Below are 17,129 nucleotides of genomic sequence, written 5' to 3'. Positions count from 1 at the left end.
TCCTTCCCGGTCAGCACTCGATGACGTTGACGGCGAGGCCGCCACGGGAGGTCTCCTTGTACTTGATCTTCATGTCGGCACCGGTCTCCCGCATCGTCTTGATGGCCTGGTCGAGCGTCACCTTGTGGCCACCGTCGCTGTACTGCGCGAGCCGGGCCGCGTTGATCGCCTTGACGGAGGCGATCGCGTTGCGCTCGATGCACGGGATCTGGACGAGACCACCGACCGGGTCGCAGGTCAGCCCCAGGTTGTGCTCGATGCCGATCTCGGCGGCGTTCTCCACCTGCTCGGGGCTGCCGCCCAGTACGGCGGCCAGCGCGCCGGCCGCCATCGAGCAGGCGGACCCCACCTCGCCCTGGCAGCCGACCTCGGCGCCGGAGATGGAGGCGTTCAGCTTGAACAGGATGCCGATCGCGGCGGCGGTGAGCAGGAAGTCGACGACCCCGTCGTCGTCGGCACCCTCGACGAACCGGGTGTAGAAGTGCAGCACCGCCGGGATGATGCCGGCCGCGCCGTTGGTCGGGGCGGTGACGATCCGCCCGCCCGAGGCGTTCTCCTCGTTGACGGCCAGGGCATACAGGTTGACCCACTCCATCGCCCACAGCGGGTCGCTGACCGGCAACAGGCCGCCCTCGGTCGCCTCCGCCTCCCGCTCCACCAGCCGGGTGCGCAGCTGGGGGGCGCGCCGGAGCACCCGCAGGCCGCCGGGGAGCACCCGCTCGGTGCGGGTGCAGCCGTTCTCGACGCACTCCTGCATGACGTCCCAGATGTGCAGCAGCTCGGCCCGCAGCTCCGCCTCGGTGCGCCAGCTCAGCTCGTTGGCCAGCATCACCCCGGCGATGGAGGTGTCGGCCTCCCGGCAGGCCGCGAGGAGTTCGGCGCCGGTGCTGAACGGGTAGGGCAGCGGGGTGGCGTCCTCCACGATCCGGTCGGCGCCGGCCGCCTGCTCGTCCACCACGAACCCGCCGCCGACCGAGTAGAAGGTGCGCTCGCGCACCAGCGCCCCGGACCCGTCGTAGGCCTCGAAGGTCATCCCGTTGGGGTGTGCCGGCAGCGACTTGCGCCGGTGCATCACCAGGTCCTCGTCCGGGTCGAACGGGATCAGGTGGGTGCCGCCCAGGTGCAGCGCCCGGTCCTCCTTCAACCGGGCCACCCGGGACATGGCGTGCTCGGTGTCGACGGTCTCCGGGTCCTCGCCCTCGAGGCCCAGCAGCACCGCCCGGTCCGAGCCGTGCCCGTGCCCGGTGGCGCCGAGCGAGCCGAACAGCTGCGCCCGGACCCTCGCGGTGTCCTGCAGCAGGCCGTCCGTGGCCAGTCCGGCGGCGAACTTCTGCGCCGCGCGCATCGGCCCGACGGTGTGCGAGGAGGAGGGGCCGATGCCGATCGAGAAGAGGTCAAGGGTGCTGAGTGCCATCAGCCGTATTCTCTCATTCCGTCCAGCAGCCACGACCCCACGTGGGTCGCGAAGGAGGAACGCACCAGCAACCGCCAGGACTCCTCGCCGGTCCGCCACACGACCGCGGGCGTGGACCCCAGCTGGGTGGCCACTGCCCGGCCCACCGGGAACTCCCGGGGGTGCAGGTCCAGGCGCACGCTCTTGTCCAGGACCGACCGTGCCGCCGGGCCGGTCAGCTCGAAGGTGGTGCGGTTGGCGGACACGTCCACCACCTGCCCCCGGTGCTCGCCGAGGGCGGTCGCCAGCCGGTCGGCATACGCGGTCGTGAGCACGCCCGACTCGGCCTCGTCGGGGGCGATCGCGAGGAACTCGTCCGGTGCCAGCCAGAGCACCGACAGGCCGTCCGGCCCGGAGGTCACCTCGCCCACCGCGCGAGGCAGGTCGGTGCCGAGCGCGTCCTCGAGTGCGGCGCCGCCGGGACCGTCTGGCTCGGCGCGGAGCGTGACCTGGGTCAGGAAGGGCACCTCGCGCAGGCCCACGGCCGGACTCGAGCCCTCCTCCAGGGCGGTGGCCAGGTCGTGCGCCGGGCTGCGCCGGAGGGCGAGCACGTCGGCCTGGGTGGGGGTGGTGGACTGCTGGGCGGTGCGGGTGTCAGCCATCGCGCCGGGCCCCTTCCTTGTCGTAGATCACGGGTTCCTCGATGACCACCTCGGCGAACTGCCCGCCGAAGGAGGCCAGGACGGTGTCGCCGACCCGGTTGCGACCGTCCTTGACCAGCGCCAGGCCGAAGCCGCGCTCCAGCGCCTGGCTGTGGTAGCTGGAGGTGACGTGCCCGAGCATCGGGATGGGCGTGGCAGGCAGGCCCTGCCCGTCGTAGTCGCCCAGCGCGTCGGTCTCCACCAGCTGGGCGCCCTCGGGCAGCCGCAGCGACCGGTCGACCGGCAGCACGCTGACCAGCTGCTTGCGCACGCCCTCGGTGTGCGAGACGCGCTGGTAGGAGCGCTTGCCGATGAAGTCCTTGGTCTTGGACACCACCCAGTCCATTCCCAGGTCCTGCGGGGTGACCGTGCCGTCGGTGTCCTGCCCGACGATCGGGTAGGCCTTCTCGGCGCGCAGCACGTGCATGGTCTCGGTGCCGTAGGGGGTGATGCCCAGGTCGGCGCCGGCGGCGGCGATGTCCTCCCAGACCTTCAGGCCGTACCAGGTGGCCACGTTGACCTCGAAGGCCAGCTCGCCGGAGAAGGTGATCCGGCAGATCCGGGCGGGGATCCCGGAGGCCAGCACGGTCTCCCGGAACTCCATGAAGCCGAAGCCCTCCTGGCTCACGTCCAGGTCCGGCGCGATCGCGGCGATCACCTCGCGGGACCGGGGCCCCACGACCGCCGTGGTCGCCCACTGCTCGGTGACCGAGGTGAACGTGACGTCCAGCTCCGGCCACTCGGTCTGGGACCACTCCTCGAGCCAGTCCAGCACCTTCGCGGCGCCACCGGTGGTGGTCGTCATGAAGTACCGGTCGTCGGCCAGCCGCAGCGAGACGCCGTCGTCGAAGACCATCCCGTCCGGGGTGCACATCACCCCGTAACGGCCCTTGCCGGTGGCCAGCTTGAGGAAGGCGTTGGTGTAGATCCGGTTGAGGAACTCCGGGGCGTCGACGCCCCTGATCTCGATCTTGCCCAGCGTGCTGGCGTCCATGAACGCCACGTTCTCCCGGGCGGCGCGGCACTCGCGGGCCACAGCGGCGTCCATGTCCTCCCCGTCCTGCGGGTAGTACCAGGGACGCTTCCACTGGCCGACGTCCTCGAACTCGGCGCCGTGCGCCACGTGCCAGGGGTGCGCCGCCGTGGTGCGGGCCACGTCGAACAGGTCGCCGCGACACCGACCGGCCAGCGCGCCGAAGGCCACCGGGGTGAACGGTGCCCGGAAGGTGGTGGTGCCGATGTCGCCGGGGGTCAGCCGCCCGCCGTCCCGGCCCGCCACGTCGCCGGCCAGCGCCGCGGTCAGGATGCCGATCGTGCTGACGCCGCCGACCTTGCCCTGGTCGGCGCCGGTGCCGATCGAGGTGTAGCGCTTGATGTGCTCGACCGAGCGCATCCCGGACCCGGTGGCGCGGAGCACGTCCGCGGCCGTCTGGTCACGCTGCGGGTCCACCACGTGGTGGTGGTAGCCCTCCTCGCGCCCGGGCACGATCCAGAGCTGCCGGGTGGTGCCGGCCCTGGCCGCCCGCTCCTCGGCCGGGACCGCGACCGCGGCCGCTGCACCGGCGTCCGCGGAGGTGTCCGCGGCGGCGGTGCCCGCGGCGGTCCCCTCGGTGACGCAGCCGTCGGTCCAGTAGGTCCCGGTGAGCGCCCCGACCACGAACTGGTCGGCCACCGGCTCGGCGGGCACGAAGCCGGCCAGCGCGTCGTCCCAGACGATCGGGCCCTGGCGCTGGCTGTGCAGGTGCACGGTCGGGCTCCAGCCGCCGGACAGGGCGACCAGGTCGGCGTCGACCTGCTCGGCCTCGCCGGTCGGCACGCCGTCGGTGTCGATGGCGCTGACCCAGACCGAGGCCACGGCCTCCCGGTCGTCGCCCTCGGTGCCGATCACGGCCGAGCCGGACCGGACGGTGAGGCCCGCGGCCACGGCGGCGTCGCGGGCGGCCGAGGCCACCTGCTCGTCTCGTGCGTCGACCACGGTCACCTCGGCGCCGGCCGACTGCAGGGCGTGCGCCACGGCATACGCGGAGTCGTTGGTGGTGAAGACCACGGCGCGCTGACCCGGCAGCACGGCATACCGGCCGAGGTAGGCGTGCACCGCGGAGGCGAGCATCACGCCGGGCCGGTCGTTGTCGGCGAAGACCACCTGGCGCTCGAGGGCGCCGGTGGCCAGCACCACCCGCCCGGCGTTGACGTGCCAGACCCGCTGCCGGGAGACGCCGGGGCGCGCGGCGCCGCCGAACTGCTGACCGCGCTTCTCCAGCGCCATCAGGTAGTTGCTGTCGTAGCTGCCGAAGACGGTGGTCCGGGTCAGGACCATCACCTCCGGGGCGGCGTCCAGCTCGGCGCGCACCGTGGCGACCCACTCGGCCGCGGGGACGCCCTCGACGGTCTCGGTGGGATCGGCCAGCAGGCTCCCGCCCAGCTCGTGGTCCTGCTCGAACAGGACCACCCGGGCGCCGGTGGCGGCGGCCGCGCGCGCGGCGGCCAGCCCGGCCGGGCCGGAGCCGACGACGGCCACGTCGGTGTGGATGTTCATCGTGTCGTACTCGGCCGGGTCCGGCCGCTGGTCGAGGACGCCGATGCCGGTCAGCAGGGTGACCTCCATGCCTTCGGTGATCTCGACGGTGGTCGCCGGGAGCATCGACTCGTCGTGCTCACCGTGCACGCGGACGTAGGCGTTCGGCTCGTCGACCCCCGCGGACAGCACGCCGCGCGGCCGGGACAGGTAGATCGAGTCCCCGACCCGGGTCCGGCCGTTGGCCAGCAGCGCCGAGGCGATCGTGTCGCCCGCGTAGCCGGTCACCGGGGCGCCGTCGACGGTGAACTCGACCGGTCGGGAGCGGTCGATGGTCCCGCCCTCGCCGAGGCGGTGGGTCTGCTCGGTGCCCATGGTCAGGCCCCCTTGTTCTGCGGGTCGGTCCCGGTGGCGGGACGTGGGTCGGTCAGGGTGTAGGTCGCCGAGATCCGGTAGCTGCGGGTGTCGCGGACGGCGTTGAACCACTTGCGGCACCCGGCCGAGTGCACCCAGCGCTCGGCGAAGTCGCCCTTGGGGTTGTCGCGGTAGAACAGGAACTGCGCCCACGCCTCGTCGGACAGGGCGAAGGGGTCCTCCGGGTAGGCGACGTGCGCCTGGCCGCCGTAGCCGAACTCGGTCTCGGGGCGGGGCCCGCAGTGCGGGCAGTCGATGGTGAGCATCGGGGCTCCTCTGGTCGTATGCCGTGGGGCGGGGTCAGTGGGCGACGGCGGCGGCGCCGTGCTCGTCGATGAGGTGGCCGGTCACGAACCGGTCCATGCTGAACGGGCGGTTCAGCTCGTGCGGCTCGTCGTGGGCGATGGTGTGCGCGTAGGCCCAGCCGGCGCCGGGCACCGCCTTGAACCCTCCGGTGCCCCAGCCGCAGTTGACGTAGAGCCCGTCGACCGGGGTCAGCCCCATGACGGGGGAGGCGTCCAGGGTGACGTCCACGATGCCGCCCCAGGTGCGCAGCAGGTGCGCCCGGGAGAAGGCGGGGAACAGCTCGACCGCCGCCGCCATCTGCTCCTCGATGATGTGGAAGGACCCCCGCTGGCCGTAGCCGTTGTAGGAGTCCACGCCCGCACCCATCACCAGCTCGCCCTTGTGTGCCTGCGAGACGTAGACGTGCACGTGATTGGACATCACCACGGTCGGGTGGATGATCTCGTGCAGCTCGGACACCAGCGCCTGCAGCGGGTGGGACTGGATCGGCACCCGGAAGCCGGCCAGCTCGGTCAGCGTCGAGGTGTGCCCGGCGGCAGCCAGCGCCACCTTCCCCGCGGCGATCCGGCCCCGGTTGGTCTGCACCCCGACGACCCGGCCGTGCTCGATGTCGAACCCGGTGACCTCGCAGTTCTGGATCAGGTGCACGCCCAGGTCGCTGGCGCGCCGGGCATACGCCCACGCCACCCAGTCGTGCTTGGCGATGCCGGCGCGCGGCTGGTAGGTGGCGCCCATCACGGGGTAGCGGATGTCGTCGTTGATGTTGACGATCGGGCAGACCTCCTTGACCTGACGCGGGTCCAGCCACTCGGCGTCCACCCCGTTGAGCCGGTTCGCCTCGACGCGGCGCACCGAGTCCCGCACGTCCTGCAGGGTGTGCGCCAGGTTGAGCACGCCGCGCTGGGAGAAGAAGACGTCGTAGTCCAGCTCCTCCTCCATCCCCTCCCAGAGCTTGAGCGAGTGCTCATAGATGGCCGAGGACTCGTCCCACAGGTAGTTGGACCGGATGATCGTGGTGTTGCGGGCCATGTTGCCGCCGGCGAGCCAACCGCGCTCCAGCACCGCGACGTTGGTGATGCCGTGGTTGGTGGCCAGGTAGTAGGCGGTCGCCAGCCCGTGGCCCCCGGCGCCGATGATCACGACGTCGTAGGAGTCCCTGGGTTCGGGGTTGTCCCAGAGGAACTCGGGGTGCGGGGGGAGCTGACGCTGGTTCATGCGGTGGCCTCCTGGCTGGTGGCGCCCACCTGCTCGACGGTGGGGTAGAGGGGGAACCGGGCGGCCAGGGCGGCGACCCGCTCGCGGAGTGTGCTGAGGACGGTTGCGTCCGGGGTGCCGTCCGCGCCGGCCGCAGAGGCGGTCACCAGGGCGGTGGCGATGATGTCGGCGACCTCGCGGAAGGCGTCGGCGTCGAAGCCGCGGGTGGCCAGCGCCGGGGCGCCGATCCGCAGGCCGGAGGACACCATCGGCGGGCGGGGGTCGAACGGGACCGCGTTGCGGTTCACCGTGATCCCGATCGAGTGCAGCAGGTCCTCGCCCTGACGGCCGTCCAGCGTGGAGTCGCGCAGGTCGACGAGGACCAGGTGGACGTCGGTCCCGCCGGTGAGCACGGTGATGCCCTGCTCGGCCAGGTCCGGTCCGGTGAGCCGTTCGGCGAGCAGGCGGGCGCCCTCCAGGGTGCGCTCCTGGCGCTCGCGGAAGCCCTCGCCGGCGGCCACCTTGAAGGCGACCGCCTTGCCGGCGATCACGTGCTCCAGCGGGCCACCCTGCTGGCCGGGGAAGACGGCCGAGTTGACCTTCTTGGCGATGTCGGCGTCGTTGGTCAGGATCACCCCGCCGCGCGGTCCGCCCAGGGTCTTGTGGGTGGTCGAGGTGACCACGTGGGCGTGCGGGACCGGGGAGGGGTGCAGCCCGGCGGCGACCAGCCCGGCGAAGTGGGCCATGTCGACGAACAGGTAGGCCCCGACCTCGTCGGCGATCTCCCGGAACCGGGCGAAGTCCAGCTGCCGGGGGTAGGCCGACCAGCCGGCGATGATCATCTTCGGCCGGTGCTCCCTGGCCAGCTCGGCGACCTGGTCGAGGTCGACCAGGTGGGTGTCCTCGCGCACGCCGTATGCCGTGACGTTGTAGAGCTTGCCGGAGAAGTTGAGCCGCATCCCGTGGGTGAGGTGACCGCCGTGGGCCAGGTCCAGCCCCAGGATGGTGTCGCCGGGGGTGAGCAGCGCGTGCATCACCGCGGCGTTGGCCTGGGCCCCGGAGTGCGGCTGGACGTTGGCGAAGCCGGCGCCGAACAAGTCCTTGACCCGGTCGATGGCCAGCGTCTCGACGACGTCGACGTGTTCGCACCCGCCGTAGTAGCGACGCCCGGGGTAGCCCTCGGCGTACTTGTTGGTGAGCACCGAGCCCTGGGCCTGGAGCACCGCCACCGGGGCGAAGTTCTCCGAGGCGATCATCTCCAGGGTGCTCTGCTGGCGGTCCAGCTCGGCGTCGATCGCGGCGGCGACCTCGGGATCGACATCGGCGATGTCGGCGTCGAGGACGGACCGGGTCAGGGCGGGCTGTGTCATGGAACCTCCAGGAACGTGTCTGTCGACAACTGATATATTAGTTGTCGACGCATAGTATTGCCTGAGGATCGTCGAATCGTCAACGGTGGGTCCGGCGCGAGCCGTCCCGCGCGGGAGGAGACAGCATGTCCGTGGAGACCGTGGACCAGCAGTACGTCTCGTTGGCCGACCGCGCCTACGTCGAGCTGCGGGACCGGCTGATCCTGCTGGACATCGCCCCGGGGTCGGCGATCAACGAGGGGCGCCTGGCCGGTGAGCTGGGCATCGGTCGCACCCCGATCCGGGAGGCGCTGAAGCGTCTCGAGCTGGACCACCTGGTGGCCTCCTTCCCCCGCCGTGGCACCTTCGCCACCCGGGTCGACATCACCGACCTCGCGGACATCAGCGAGCTGCGCACCCTCCTCGAGCCGGTCGCCGCCGCGCGGGCCGCCCGCACCGCCGGACCTGCCGTGCGGGCGGAGTTGCTCGCCCGGGCCGAGCAGATCGCCGCGATCGACCCGCGCGCCGTCGAGCACCGCGACCTGATGCACTACGACCTCGAGGTGCACCGCCTCGTCTACCGGGCCGCCGGCAATCCGCACCTGGCGGAGACGTTGATCCGCTCCGACAACCTGGCCACCCGCATCTGGTGCCTGGTGATCGACCGCCTCCCGAACGTCGCCGAGCACGTCGTCGAGCACGCGGACCTGCTCCGCGCCATCGCCGACGGCGACGCCGACCGTGCCTCCGACCTCGCCGCACGCCACGTCCGCGACTTCGAGGAGCAGATCCGCGCGGTCCTCTAGCCGCCGCCCCCCTCCCGACCGGACGCGCGAGCGGGCGGCGTTTCACCCCCACCAGACGTCTGAGGTGGCGGCCCTCCACCCCCACCAGACGCGTGAGCTGGCGGCGTTCCACCGCGACCAGACGTGCGAGCGGGCGGCGTTTCGCCACCACCAAACGCGTGACTTGGTGATCCTCAACCCGACCGAGAGCCCGCCCCCGGTCGAGCTCGGCGTCCGAGACATCGCGAGCCGCCTCGGGGCCGGGCCACATCGCCCGGTCGGGCGTCCGGTGGGGTGCTGGGGTCGCCCGGTCGGACGTCCGGTCGGGGGTTGGGGGCGCCCGTTCAGACGTCTGGTGGAGGTGGAGCGCCACCACCTCACGCGTCCGGTCGGGGGTTGGGGCCGCCAGGTCGGACGTCTGGTGGGGGTGGAACGCCGCCAGGTCGGACGTCCGGTCGGTGGTGGGGTCTTGACGGGGTGGCGGGGCGGCCCCATACTGATGCAACACCGTTGCACTGTTTGCAACACCTAAGAGCACTCGACGAGCCCGGACCCGCGAGCCCGCTGCCGGCCCCGTCGCACCGAAAGGAATCACGACATGACCACGACTCCTCCCGTTTCCACCGTTGCCGAGCTGGAGCGGTTGAAGGTTCTGCACAATGGTGAGAAGACGCCGTTGACGTTTTCGGATGCGGAGTTCGAGCGCCGGTTGGGTGGGTTGCGCGAGATCATGGCGGCCAAGGAGCTGGACGCGGTGGTGCTGACGAGTTACCAGGGGATCAAGTACTACTCGGACTTCCTGTTCACGTACTTCGGTCGGTCGTATGCGTTGGTCGTGACGCCGGATGACTCGGTGAGCGTGACGGCGAACATCGACGCGGGGATGCCGTGGCGGCGCAGCTACGGGGAGAACATCGTCTACACGGACTGGAAGCGGGACAACTACCAGTACGGCGTGGTGGAGGCGCTGAAGCAGCGGGGGATCACGGCCCGGCGGGTCGGGGTGGAGTTCGACTCGTTGTCGTTGGACAACCACGCCAAGCTGCAGGCGGCGTTCGACGGGGCCGAGTTGGTCGACGTGGCGCAGGACGCGATGCGGCAGCGGATGATCAAGTCGGCCGAGGAGATCGAGGTGATCAAGCACGGCGCGCGGATCGGGGACCTGGGTGGTGAGGCGATCAAGGCCGCGATCCGGGAGGGGATCAGTGAGTACGAGGTCGCGTTGATCGGGACCGAGGCGATGACCCACGAGATCGCCAAGACGTTCCCGGACTCGGAGATCCGGGACACCTGGGTGTGGTTCCAGTCCGGGATCAACACCGACGGTGCGCACAACTGGTCGACCACCCGCAAGCTGGTCAAGGGCGACATCCTGTCGTTGAACTGCTTCCCGATGACCTCGGGCTACTACACCGCGCTGGAGCGCACGATGTTCCTGGGTGAGCCGGACGCCCGGTCCCTGGAGCTGTGGAACATCAACGTGGAGGTCCACCGGGCCGGGCTGGAGCTGATTAAGCCGGGCGCGGTCTGCAAGGACATCGCGGCCGAGCTGAACGAGATCTACGTCGGGTACGGCCTGCTGCCCAACCGCACCTTCGGCTACGGCCACTCCTTCGGGGTGCTCTCGCACTACTACGGCCGGGAGGCCGGGCTGGAGCTGCGCGAGGACATCGACACCGTGCTGGAGCCGGGCATGGTCGTCTCGATGGAGCCGATGATCACCGTGCTGGACGGCCAGCCCGGCGCCGGTGGCTACCGCGAGCACGACATCCTCGTCGTCCACGAGGACGGCGCCGAGAACATCACCAAGTTCGGCTTCGGCCCCGAGCACAACATCATCCCCGCCTGACCACCGCATCCCCCGCCGGGGGCGGCCACCGCCGCCCCCGGCCCACTGGGGCACCGTCGCCCCACCCCGAAGGGACAGCCCATGGCCACACCTCCCCGCAGTTCCACGGACCTGGACGACGCCGCACAGGCACGGTCCGGGCAGCAAGCAGACGACCGCACGGAGACGCCGCAGCAGGTCGACGTCGGCACCCCCGACGAGCACGAGGAGAGCGAACCCACGCGCAAGCGGAGCGTGGACCTGCCGAGGTTCCGCGGCTACGTGATGCCGCCCCTGGACCGCGCCCTCATCAAGAGCATCCCACCGGTCCTGATCATCGCGGCGATCATCGCGGTCATCTCCAACCCGGACGGCGCCGCGTCCGTCATCGGCTCGATGCGCACCTGGGTCACCTCGGGGTTCACCTGGTTCTTCGTCCTGTACTCGCTGATCGCCGTGGCCGTCTGTGTCTGGATCGCGTTCAGCAAGGTCGGCAAGGTCCGGCTGGGCGGCCCGAAGGCACGCCCCGAGCACGGACACTTCGCCTGGTACTCGATGCTGTTCGCCTGCGGGCAGGGTATCGGCCTCATCTTCTGGTCCGTGGCCGAGCCGATCATGCTGCGCGACGAGGCGCCACTCATCCCCGCCGGGGACAACCCCGGTGAGGGCGGCATCGTGTGGACCTACTTCCACTGGGGACTGACCGCCTGGGCGATGTACTGTGTGGTCGCCGTCTGCCTGGCCTACTCCCACCACAACCTGGGCAAGACGCTGACCTTCCGCGAGGCCACGGTCGACATCCTCCCGCACAAGGTCCGCCGCCCCGCCGGCGTCGTGGTCGAGCTGCTGGCCATCATCGCCACCGTGCTGGGCCTGGCCACCTCCTTCGGCTTCGCCTCGCTGCAGTTCACCTCCGGCCTGTCCTCGTTCACCGGCATCGAGTCGTCCACGGCCGTCTGGGCCGTCGTGATCGCGGTGCTCGGTGGGCTCACCGCGGTGTCGGCCTTCCTGGGCGTCAACAAGGGGATGAAGCGGGTCAGCGAGGCGAACTCGGTGCTCAGCATCGTGCTGGTCCTCGGGGTCCTCATCTTCGGCCCGATCATCTTCATCCTGTCCAACATGGTGCAGACCTTCGGCTCCTTCGCGTTCAACTTCCTGCCGATGAGCTTCTGGTCCGAGGCGGAGGTCGCCACCTCCTCGCTGGACAGCTGGCAGGACAGCTGGAACGGCTGGTGGACCGTGTTCATCTGGTGCTGGGTGATCGCGTTCTCCCCGTTCGTCGCCGGGTTCATCGCCCGGATCTCCCGGGGGCGCACGCTGCGCGAGTTCATCATCGGGGTGACCATGATCCCGTCCCTGATCGTCATGATCTGGGTGGGCGTGGTCGGCTCGGCCGCCATCTACTACGACGACCAGGCCTCGCGCTCGATCTCCGACGACGTCGCGGCGGACACCTCCAGCGGGCTCTTCTCGATGCTCCAGATGGTGCCGTGGGTCGGCGGGATCCTGCTGGTCGTGGCCACCGTCCTGGTCGCCACCTACTACGTGACCAGCCTCGACTCGGGCACATATGCGCTGGCCGAGTTCGTTTCGGCACCGAAGAAGTCCGGCCCGTGGTTCCGTGTGGTGCTGGTCGCCAGCATCGGCTCGGTCGCCATGCTGCTGCTGTCCATCGGTGGCACCGCGGTGGTCGATACGGTGCAGACCGGCACGATCATCGGCGCCTTCCCGTTCTCGTTCGTGATCCTGCTGATGATCGCCAACCTGGTCCGGCGGTTGCGGGCCCGCAACAAGGAGATCCGCCGCCTGGAGAAGGTGGTCAACGACCCGCGGCACCTGCCGGAGGACGAGTTAGTCGACGCCGACGGCCTCCCGGTCACCGCCGAGGGCCGACCGCTGACCGCGAGTGAGGAGTGAGCATGACGCAGGACACGACGGTCTGTCTGGCCGAGTTGGACGCGCATACGTATGCCGAGTGGCTGGGTTCGGGGTCGCGGACGGTGGTGGTGCCGGTCGGGGCGCTGGAGCAGCACGGTCCGCACCTGCCGATGGGCACCGACGCGATTCTGTCGACGGCCATCGCCGAGCAGGTGGCCACCCTGGTCGGGGCCAAGGTCGCCCAGCCGATCAGTTACGGGTACAAGTCGCAGCAGAAGTCCGGCGGTGGTGACCACCTCGTGGGCACCACCAGCCTGGACGCGGCCACCCTGGTCGGGTTGACCCGGTGCCTGGTGTCCAGCCTGCTGGAGCAGGGCGTGCGCCACGTGGTCTTCCTCAACGGGCACTACGAGAACTACCAGTTCCTCTACGAGGGCGTGGACCTGGCGGTCCGCGACGCGGGCCTGGGCGCCGAGGACGAGGCGTGCGTACTGCTGCTGTCCTACTGGGACTACGTCTCGCAGGAGACCCTGGACGAGGTCTACCAGGGCTCCTTCCCCGGGTGGGACGTGGAGCACGGCGGCGTGCTGGAGACCGCCCTGATGTTGCACCTGCGGCCGGAGTCGGTGTGGCTGGACCGGGCGGTGGACCACCCGCCGGCCGAGCTGCCCCGGTTCGACCGGCTGCCGGTGCAGCCCGGTCGCACCCCGGCCAGCGGGTGCCTGTCCGCGCCCCGCGGCGCCAACGCGGCGCAGGGCAAGCTGCTGTTCGACCAGGTCACCGCGGACCTCGCGGCGGACCTGACCGCCGAGCTGGGGTCCGCGCAGGCGGACTGACCGACCCGACCGCGCGGTGTCGCCGGCTGCCACCGTGGCCGCCCGCTACGGTGGCGGCCAGCGGTCTGATCGGTGGGCCAGGACGAGAGAGAGGGCCGGGATGAGTGTCACCAGGAGCGAGGTGCCGCGACGGGCCTCGGAGGGTTCTGGGCAGCGGGCGGCCTCGGTGATCGTCAACGTGATCGACGTGCTGCGGTGCTTCACGGTGGAGGCGCCGTTGCAGGGGGTGACCGAGATCGCGGCGCAGGTCGGGCTGCACAAGTCCAGCGTGTCCCGGATCCTGGCCACGTTGGAGGGGGAGGCGATCGTGGAGCGGGACGAGGCGTCCCGCAAGTTCCGTCTGGGGTTGGGGCTGATCGCGGTGGCGGGGCCGCTGCTGGCCAACCTCGACGTGCGCCGGGTGTCCTTGCCGATGCTGCAGGAGCTGTCCGCCGAGATCGGGGAGACGGTGGCGCTGGTCGTCTGGGACGGGACCGAGGCGGTGACCGTGGAGCAGGTGGCGAGCACGCAGAACATCAAGCACACCGCCCCGCTCGGGACCCGGTATGCGTCGGCGCTCAACTCCTCGGTGCAGGTGTTCCTGGCCGACCTGCCGCCGGAGCGGGCCCGGGAGCTGGTGGAGTCCGGCCCGAGCGCGCTGCCGCCCGGTGCGGGGGTCGGCACCCAGGAGGTGGTGGGCCGGTTGGACCGGGTCCGGGAGCGGGGGTATGCCGTGAACCAGGGCGATACCTTCGCCGAGGAGGTCGGGATCTGTGCCCCGGTGCGGGACCACCGGGGGCAGGTGGTGGCCGGGTTGCTGATGGCTGCCCCGTTCTACCGGGTGGGCCCGGACCGGGCCGACGAGCTGGGCGCCAGGGTCGCCGCCGTCGCGCGGCAGATCTCCGCCCGCCTGGGCGCGCCGCCCGGTCCACCGGCGTCGGACTGAGCCCGACCGGCGGCTCAGGTCCGGAGCAGGGCCACCCCACCCACCACGAGGGCGACCACCTTCGCGACCTCGGCGCCGACATACCAGAGGTGGGCGCGGGAGCGGGGACCCTCCCGACCCGCGAGGACCGCGTCGCTGCGCCGGCCGAGGGCCGGCCTGATCGCCAGCAGCTGCAGCACCAACAGGACCGTCGCGGCGCCCAGCGGGACGACGACGCCGGTCGACGGACGGCCGACCACGAGCGCGGTCACAACCGCGGCGGCCAGCACGACCTCGGCGGCGTTCAGCGCCCGGAAGACCAGGCGCCCGATGCCCAGCCCGACCGGCAGCGTGACCCCGGGGGCCCGGAACTTCAGCGGGGCCTCCAGGAACGAGATGGCCAGCACCATCCCCAACCAGACGAACGTGGCGGCGACCCCCCCGCGGCGCACCCGTCATCGCAGCGGCACGACCGACAGGATGCGGTCCAGCCGGAAGTAGCGGTCGTCCTTGCGCAGGTGGCAGTACCCGGTGAGGTAGCCACCCGAGACCTGGAGGCCGGAGACCCGGCGGTGGGTCTCGTTGCCGTTCTCGTTGCGGTAGCGGATCAGCACGTCATCCCCGGCGGCCACGGCGGTGGCCAGGTGCCGCACCTCCTCCGGAGACAACTGCCGGGACCAGCCCTCGACCTGGGACAGCACCCCGGGGTCGACCACCGCGTGCGGCGGCGGGTCGCCGGCGCGCAACCGGGCCACCAGCTCGGCCGGCTCCTCGCGCCGGTAGCTGGGACGCCGTGGCGCGCCGGGCGGATGTGTCGGGCCGGTGACCGACTCCAGGAGGGCGGCGAAGTCCGCCTCGGAGGGGTGGCCCGTGCCGTCCTCGTCGCCCGGTGGGGGCGTGTCCGACTCGTCGGGGGAGGGCGCCTCGGTGCCGGTCGGCTCCGGGCCACGCTCCGCGACCGGGCCCCGCGACCGGACCTCCACCATGCGGGCGCCACCGGCGTCCTGCTCCACCGGCAGGTAGCCGGCCTTGCGCAGGGCGGCCAGGGTGGTCGGCACGTCCTGGGCGGCGACGAGCACCGTCGGGGCGACCGCGGTCAGCCCCAGGCTGCGCAGCACCTTGGTCGCGGCCAGTTCCGCGACCAGGCTCTCGTCCTCGGAGACGACGACGCAGGCCGCCGGGCGCACCCCGACCCGGCCGTGCCGGCGCTCCACGTCGCGCAGTAGGTACTCCAGCGGCTGGGGCAGCGGCCCGCCGGCGACCTCGCGCAGCTCGGCCAGCAAGACGTCCACCGGGTAGCCACGGTCCAGGGCCTCCCGGACCGAGGCCTCGCTCACCCGCCAGGTGGCACCGACGCCGTGGGACTCCCGCACGGCGACCGTGTCGAGCAGGTCGACGACCGCGGCCCCGGGGCTGCCCGGCACCACGACGGTCAGGTCGGACCCGAACAGCACCTCCCGGCTCTCCCCGGGGAGCAGGTCCTCCAGGACGGCGCGGACGGTCTCCCGGTCACCCGTCAGCAGGGCACGGCCCAGCCGGGTCAGCCGGCCGTCGCGGATTACGCCGAAGAGGGCGGCCTCGTCCCAGGCGCAGCGCAGGTCCTGGGGGTCGAACGCGGTGAGCGGGTGCGCCCAGGCGATCTGGTCCAGCACCGGCTCCGGGCCGGTGACCGCCGCGTCGTCCTCGAGACCGGCCAACGGTCTGGTGACGAGCACGGCCGGCGGGAGGCCAGCGCCGTCCTGGCGGAGCAGCGCCGGCCTCGCCTTGCCGTCGTCGTCGCGCTCGCGGGTGGGTGGCGCCGTCTCCCGCCACCAGGTCAGCAGCAGGTCCGTGGCCCGCTCGGCGGGGCTGCCGCTGCGCCAGGCCTCGAACTCCTCGCCGGCGCGCAGGTCGGGGCCGAGGTCGTAGAACCGGAGACTGGCGCCGAGCTCCAGCGCCAGTCGTGCCTCGGCGGTCCCCACCCCGACGGCCTTGGCGACTCGGGTGAGCTCCCGGGCGCCGACGCCGCCGGACTTGAGCAGCTTCAGCGGGGTGCGCAGGGTCTGCTCGAGCACCGCCATCTGGGCCGCCAGCGCGGCCGTGACGGCCGCGGCCGAGTCGCGCTCGGTCCGTGCCTCCGACACCGCTGCCGTCTGCAGTGGGGGAGGCTCGGGGTGGAACGGGGCCCGGTAGCTCGGCGGCGCCAGCGCGAGCAGCACCTCCGCCGGGTATCGGACCGGCGCGTAACTGTAGGAGTAGGTGCTCCCGCCCTCGGTGAAGGCCAGCCCCGCGTCGACCGCCCACTGGTTCATCCGCACCTCCTCGCCGAACCGTCGCTGCGCCTCGGGTGTCCAGGGTTCGTCGTCCTTGACCAGGGACCGGACGCCGGACGCGGATGCTCGGGCCAGCCGGTCCACCTCCCGGGTGAGGGAGTCCACGACCGGTGGCGGTGCCAGGGCGACCTGTTGCCGGATCCGGGACGGGTCGGCATACAACGCGTCCAGCCCGGCGAGGAGCTCGGCCTTGCGGGTCGGTGGGGAGGCCCCGAACGCGGAGTAGAGCCTGGTCAGACCGGCGACGGTGAGGCCCTGGGCGAGCACGCTGACGGGCGGACCGAGCAGGAGCGGGTTGATCAGGACCTGGTGGGCGGCGACGTTCGGCGTCCAGCCGTCGTCCGTGGGCCAGACCAGCCCGAGCGACTCCAGGACGTGCAGCCAGTGCAGCACGGCCCTGCGGTGCTCGTCCCCGTCCCGGCCCCCGTCGTTCAATAGTGCCGACAGCCGCGGCAGGGATGCCCGCGTGTCCAGCGCGGTGACCGCCTCCATGACCTCGACGGCCGGGGAGGGCAGTTCCATCAGGATCGTGGAGACGGACCACGGGCTCTCCAGCCGCCGGGCGAGGTCCTCCAGCCCCAGCAGGGGCGCACCCCGGCGCAGGTCGGGGCGCGCCTCCAGCAGGAACTGCAGCTGCTCGTCGGTGCGGGAGTCCAGCCAGGCTCCGACGTTGTGGGGCGCGGGCATGGACCCAGTCTCTCGCGAGGTCGGTGT

Annotated in this window: 13 protein-coding genes; 5 read left to right on the top strand and 8 right to left on the bottom strand. The window is 71.7% G+C overall.

Annotated features, from left to right (window positions below; all coding sequences use genetic code 11):
- Positions 1-10 precede the first annotated feature (10 nt).
- The 6 genes from FB467_RS00740 to glyA are packed head-to-tail and all read right to left on the bottom strand — an operon-like array spanning position 11 to position 7,893.
- Complete coding sequence (locus FB467_RS00740) at positions 11-1,414, bottom strand: L-serine ammonia-lyase (protein WP_141783388.1); 1,404 nt, start codon at positions 1,412-1,414, stop codon at positions 11-13.
- Complete coding sequence (locus FB467_RS00735; RefSeq protein WP_141783387.1) at positions 1,414-2,055, bottom strand: sarcosine oxidase subunit gamma; 642 nt, start codon at positions 2,053-2,055, stop codon at positions 1,414-1,416. The genes FB467_RS00740 and FB467_RS00735 overlap by 1 nt, the downstream gene beginning before the upstream one ends.
- Positions 2,048-4,984, bottom strand: a complete 2,937-nt coding sequence (locus FB467_RS00730) for a 2Fe-2S iron-sulfur cluster-binding protein (protein ID WP_141783386.1) — start codon at positions 4,982-4,984, stop codon at positions 2,048-2,050. The genes FB467_RS00735 and FB467_RS00730 overlap by 8 nt, the downstream gene beginning before the upstream one ends.
- Positions 4,985-4,986: 2 nt before the next feature.
- Positions 4,987-5,289, bottom strand: a complete 303-nt coding sequence (locus FB467_RS00725) for a sarcosine oxidase subunit delta (protein ID WP_141783385.1) — start codon at positions 5,287-5,289, stop codon at positions 4,987-4,989.
- Between the two features lie 34 nt (positions 5,290-5,323).
- Positions 5,324-6,544 carry a sarcosine oxidase subunit beta family protein gene (locus FB467_RS00720; protein WP_141783384.1) on the bottom strand — a complete coding sequence of 407 codons (1,221 nt, stop codon included), beginning with the start codon at positions 6,542-6,544 and terminating at the stop codon, positions 5,324-5,326.
- Positions 6,541-7,893 (bottom strand): serine hydroxymethyltransferase, encoded by a 1,353-nt coding sequence (glyA, locus tag FB467_RS00715; protein WP_141783383.1) that lies wholly within the window; start codon positions 7,891-7,893, stop codon positions 6,541-6,543. The genes FB467_RS00720 and glyA overlap by 4 nt, the downstream gene beginning before the upstream one ends.
- 125 nt (positions 7,894-8,018) lie before the next feature.
- Here glyA and FB467_RS00710 point away from each other — a divergent pair, with 125 nt between their 5' ends.
- From FB467_RS00710 to FB467_RS00690, 5 genes are all read left to right on the top strand, one after another.
- Positions 8,019-8,678: a GntR family transcriptional regulator gene (locus FB467_RS00710; protein ID WP_141783382.1), complete on the top strand. Its 660-nt coding sequence runs from the start codon at positions 8,019-8,021 to the stop codon at positions 8,676-8,678.
- Between the two features lie 577 nt (positions 8,679-9,255).
- A complete protein-coding gene (locus FB467_RS00705; RefSeq protein WP_141783381.1) occupies positions 9,256-10,506 on the top strand; it encodes an aminopeptidase P family protein in 1,251 nt (416 codons plus the stop codon).
- Positions 10,507-10,587: 81 nt separating this feature from the next.
- Positions 10,588-12,402 carry a BCCT family transporter gene (locus FB467_RS00700; protein WP_141783380.1) on the top strand — a complete coding sequence of 605 codons (1,815 nt, stop codon included), beginning with the start codon at positions 10,588-10,590 and terminating at the stop codon, positions 12,400-12,402.
- A 2-nt stretch (positions 12,403-12,404) separates the two neighbouring features.
- On the top strand, positions 12,405-13,199 hold the full coding sequence (locus tag FB467_RS00695) for a creatininase (protein ID WP_141783379.1): 795 nt from the start codon (positions 12,405-12,407) through the stop codon (positions 13,197-13,199).
- Positions 13,200-13,299: 100 nt separating this feature from the next.
- On the top strand, positions 13,300-14,124 hold the full coding sequence (locus FB467_RS00690) for an IclR family transcriptional regulator (RefSeq protein ID WP_141783378.1): 825 nt from the start codon (positions 13,300-13,302) through the stop codon (positions 14,122-14,124).
- 14 nt (positions 14,125-14,138) lie between these two features.
- Here the strand turns inward: FB467_RS00690 and FB467_RS00685 are convergent, their stop codons facing one another.
- Complete coding sequence (locus FB467_RS00685; protein ID WP_228393423.1) at positions 14,139-14,555, bottom strand: hypothetical protein; 417 nt, start codon at positions 14,553-14,555, stop codon at positions 14,139-14,141.
- Between the two features lie 3 nt (positions 14,556-14,558).
- Complete coding sequence (locus FB467_RS00680; RefSeq protein WP_141783377.1) at positions 14,559-17,102, bottom strand: helicase-associated domain-containing protein; 2,544 nt, start codon at positions 17,100-17,102, stop codon at positions 14,559-14,561.
- Positions 17,103-17,129 lie beyond the last annotated feature (27 nt).

The organism is Ornithinicoccus hortensis, from assembly GCF_006716185.1.
In the GTDB taxonomy this organism is placed as follows: Bacteria; Actinomycetota; Actinomycetes; order Actinomycetales; family Dermatophilaceae; genus Ornithinicoccus; species Ornithinicoccus hortensis.
The sequence above is the reverse complement of the archived record's forward strand: the minus strand, read 5'-3'. Positions and strand labels throughout refer to the sequence as shown.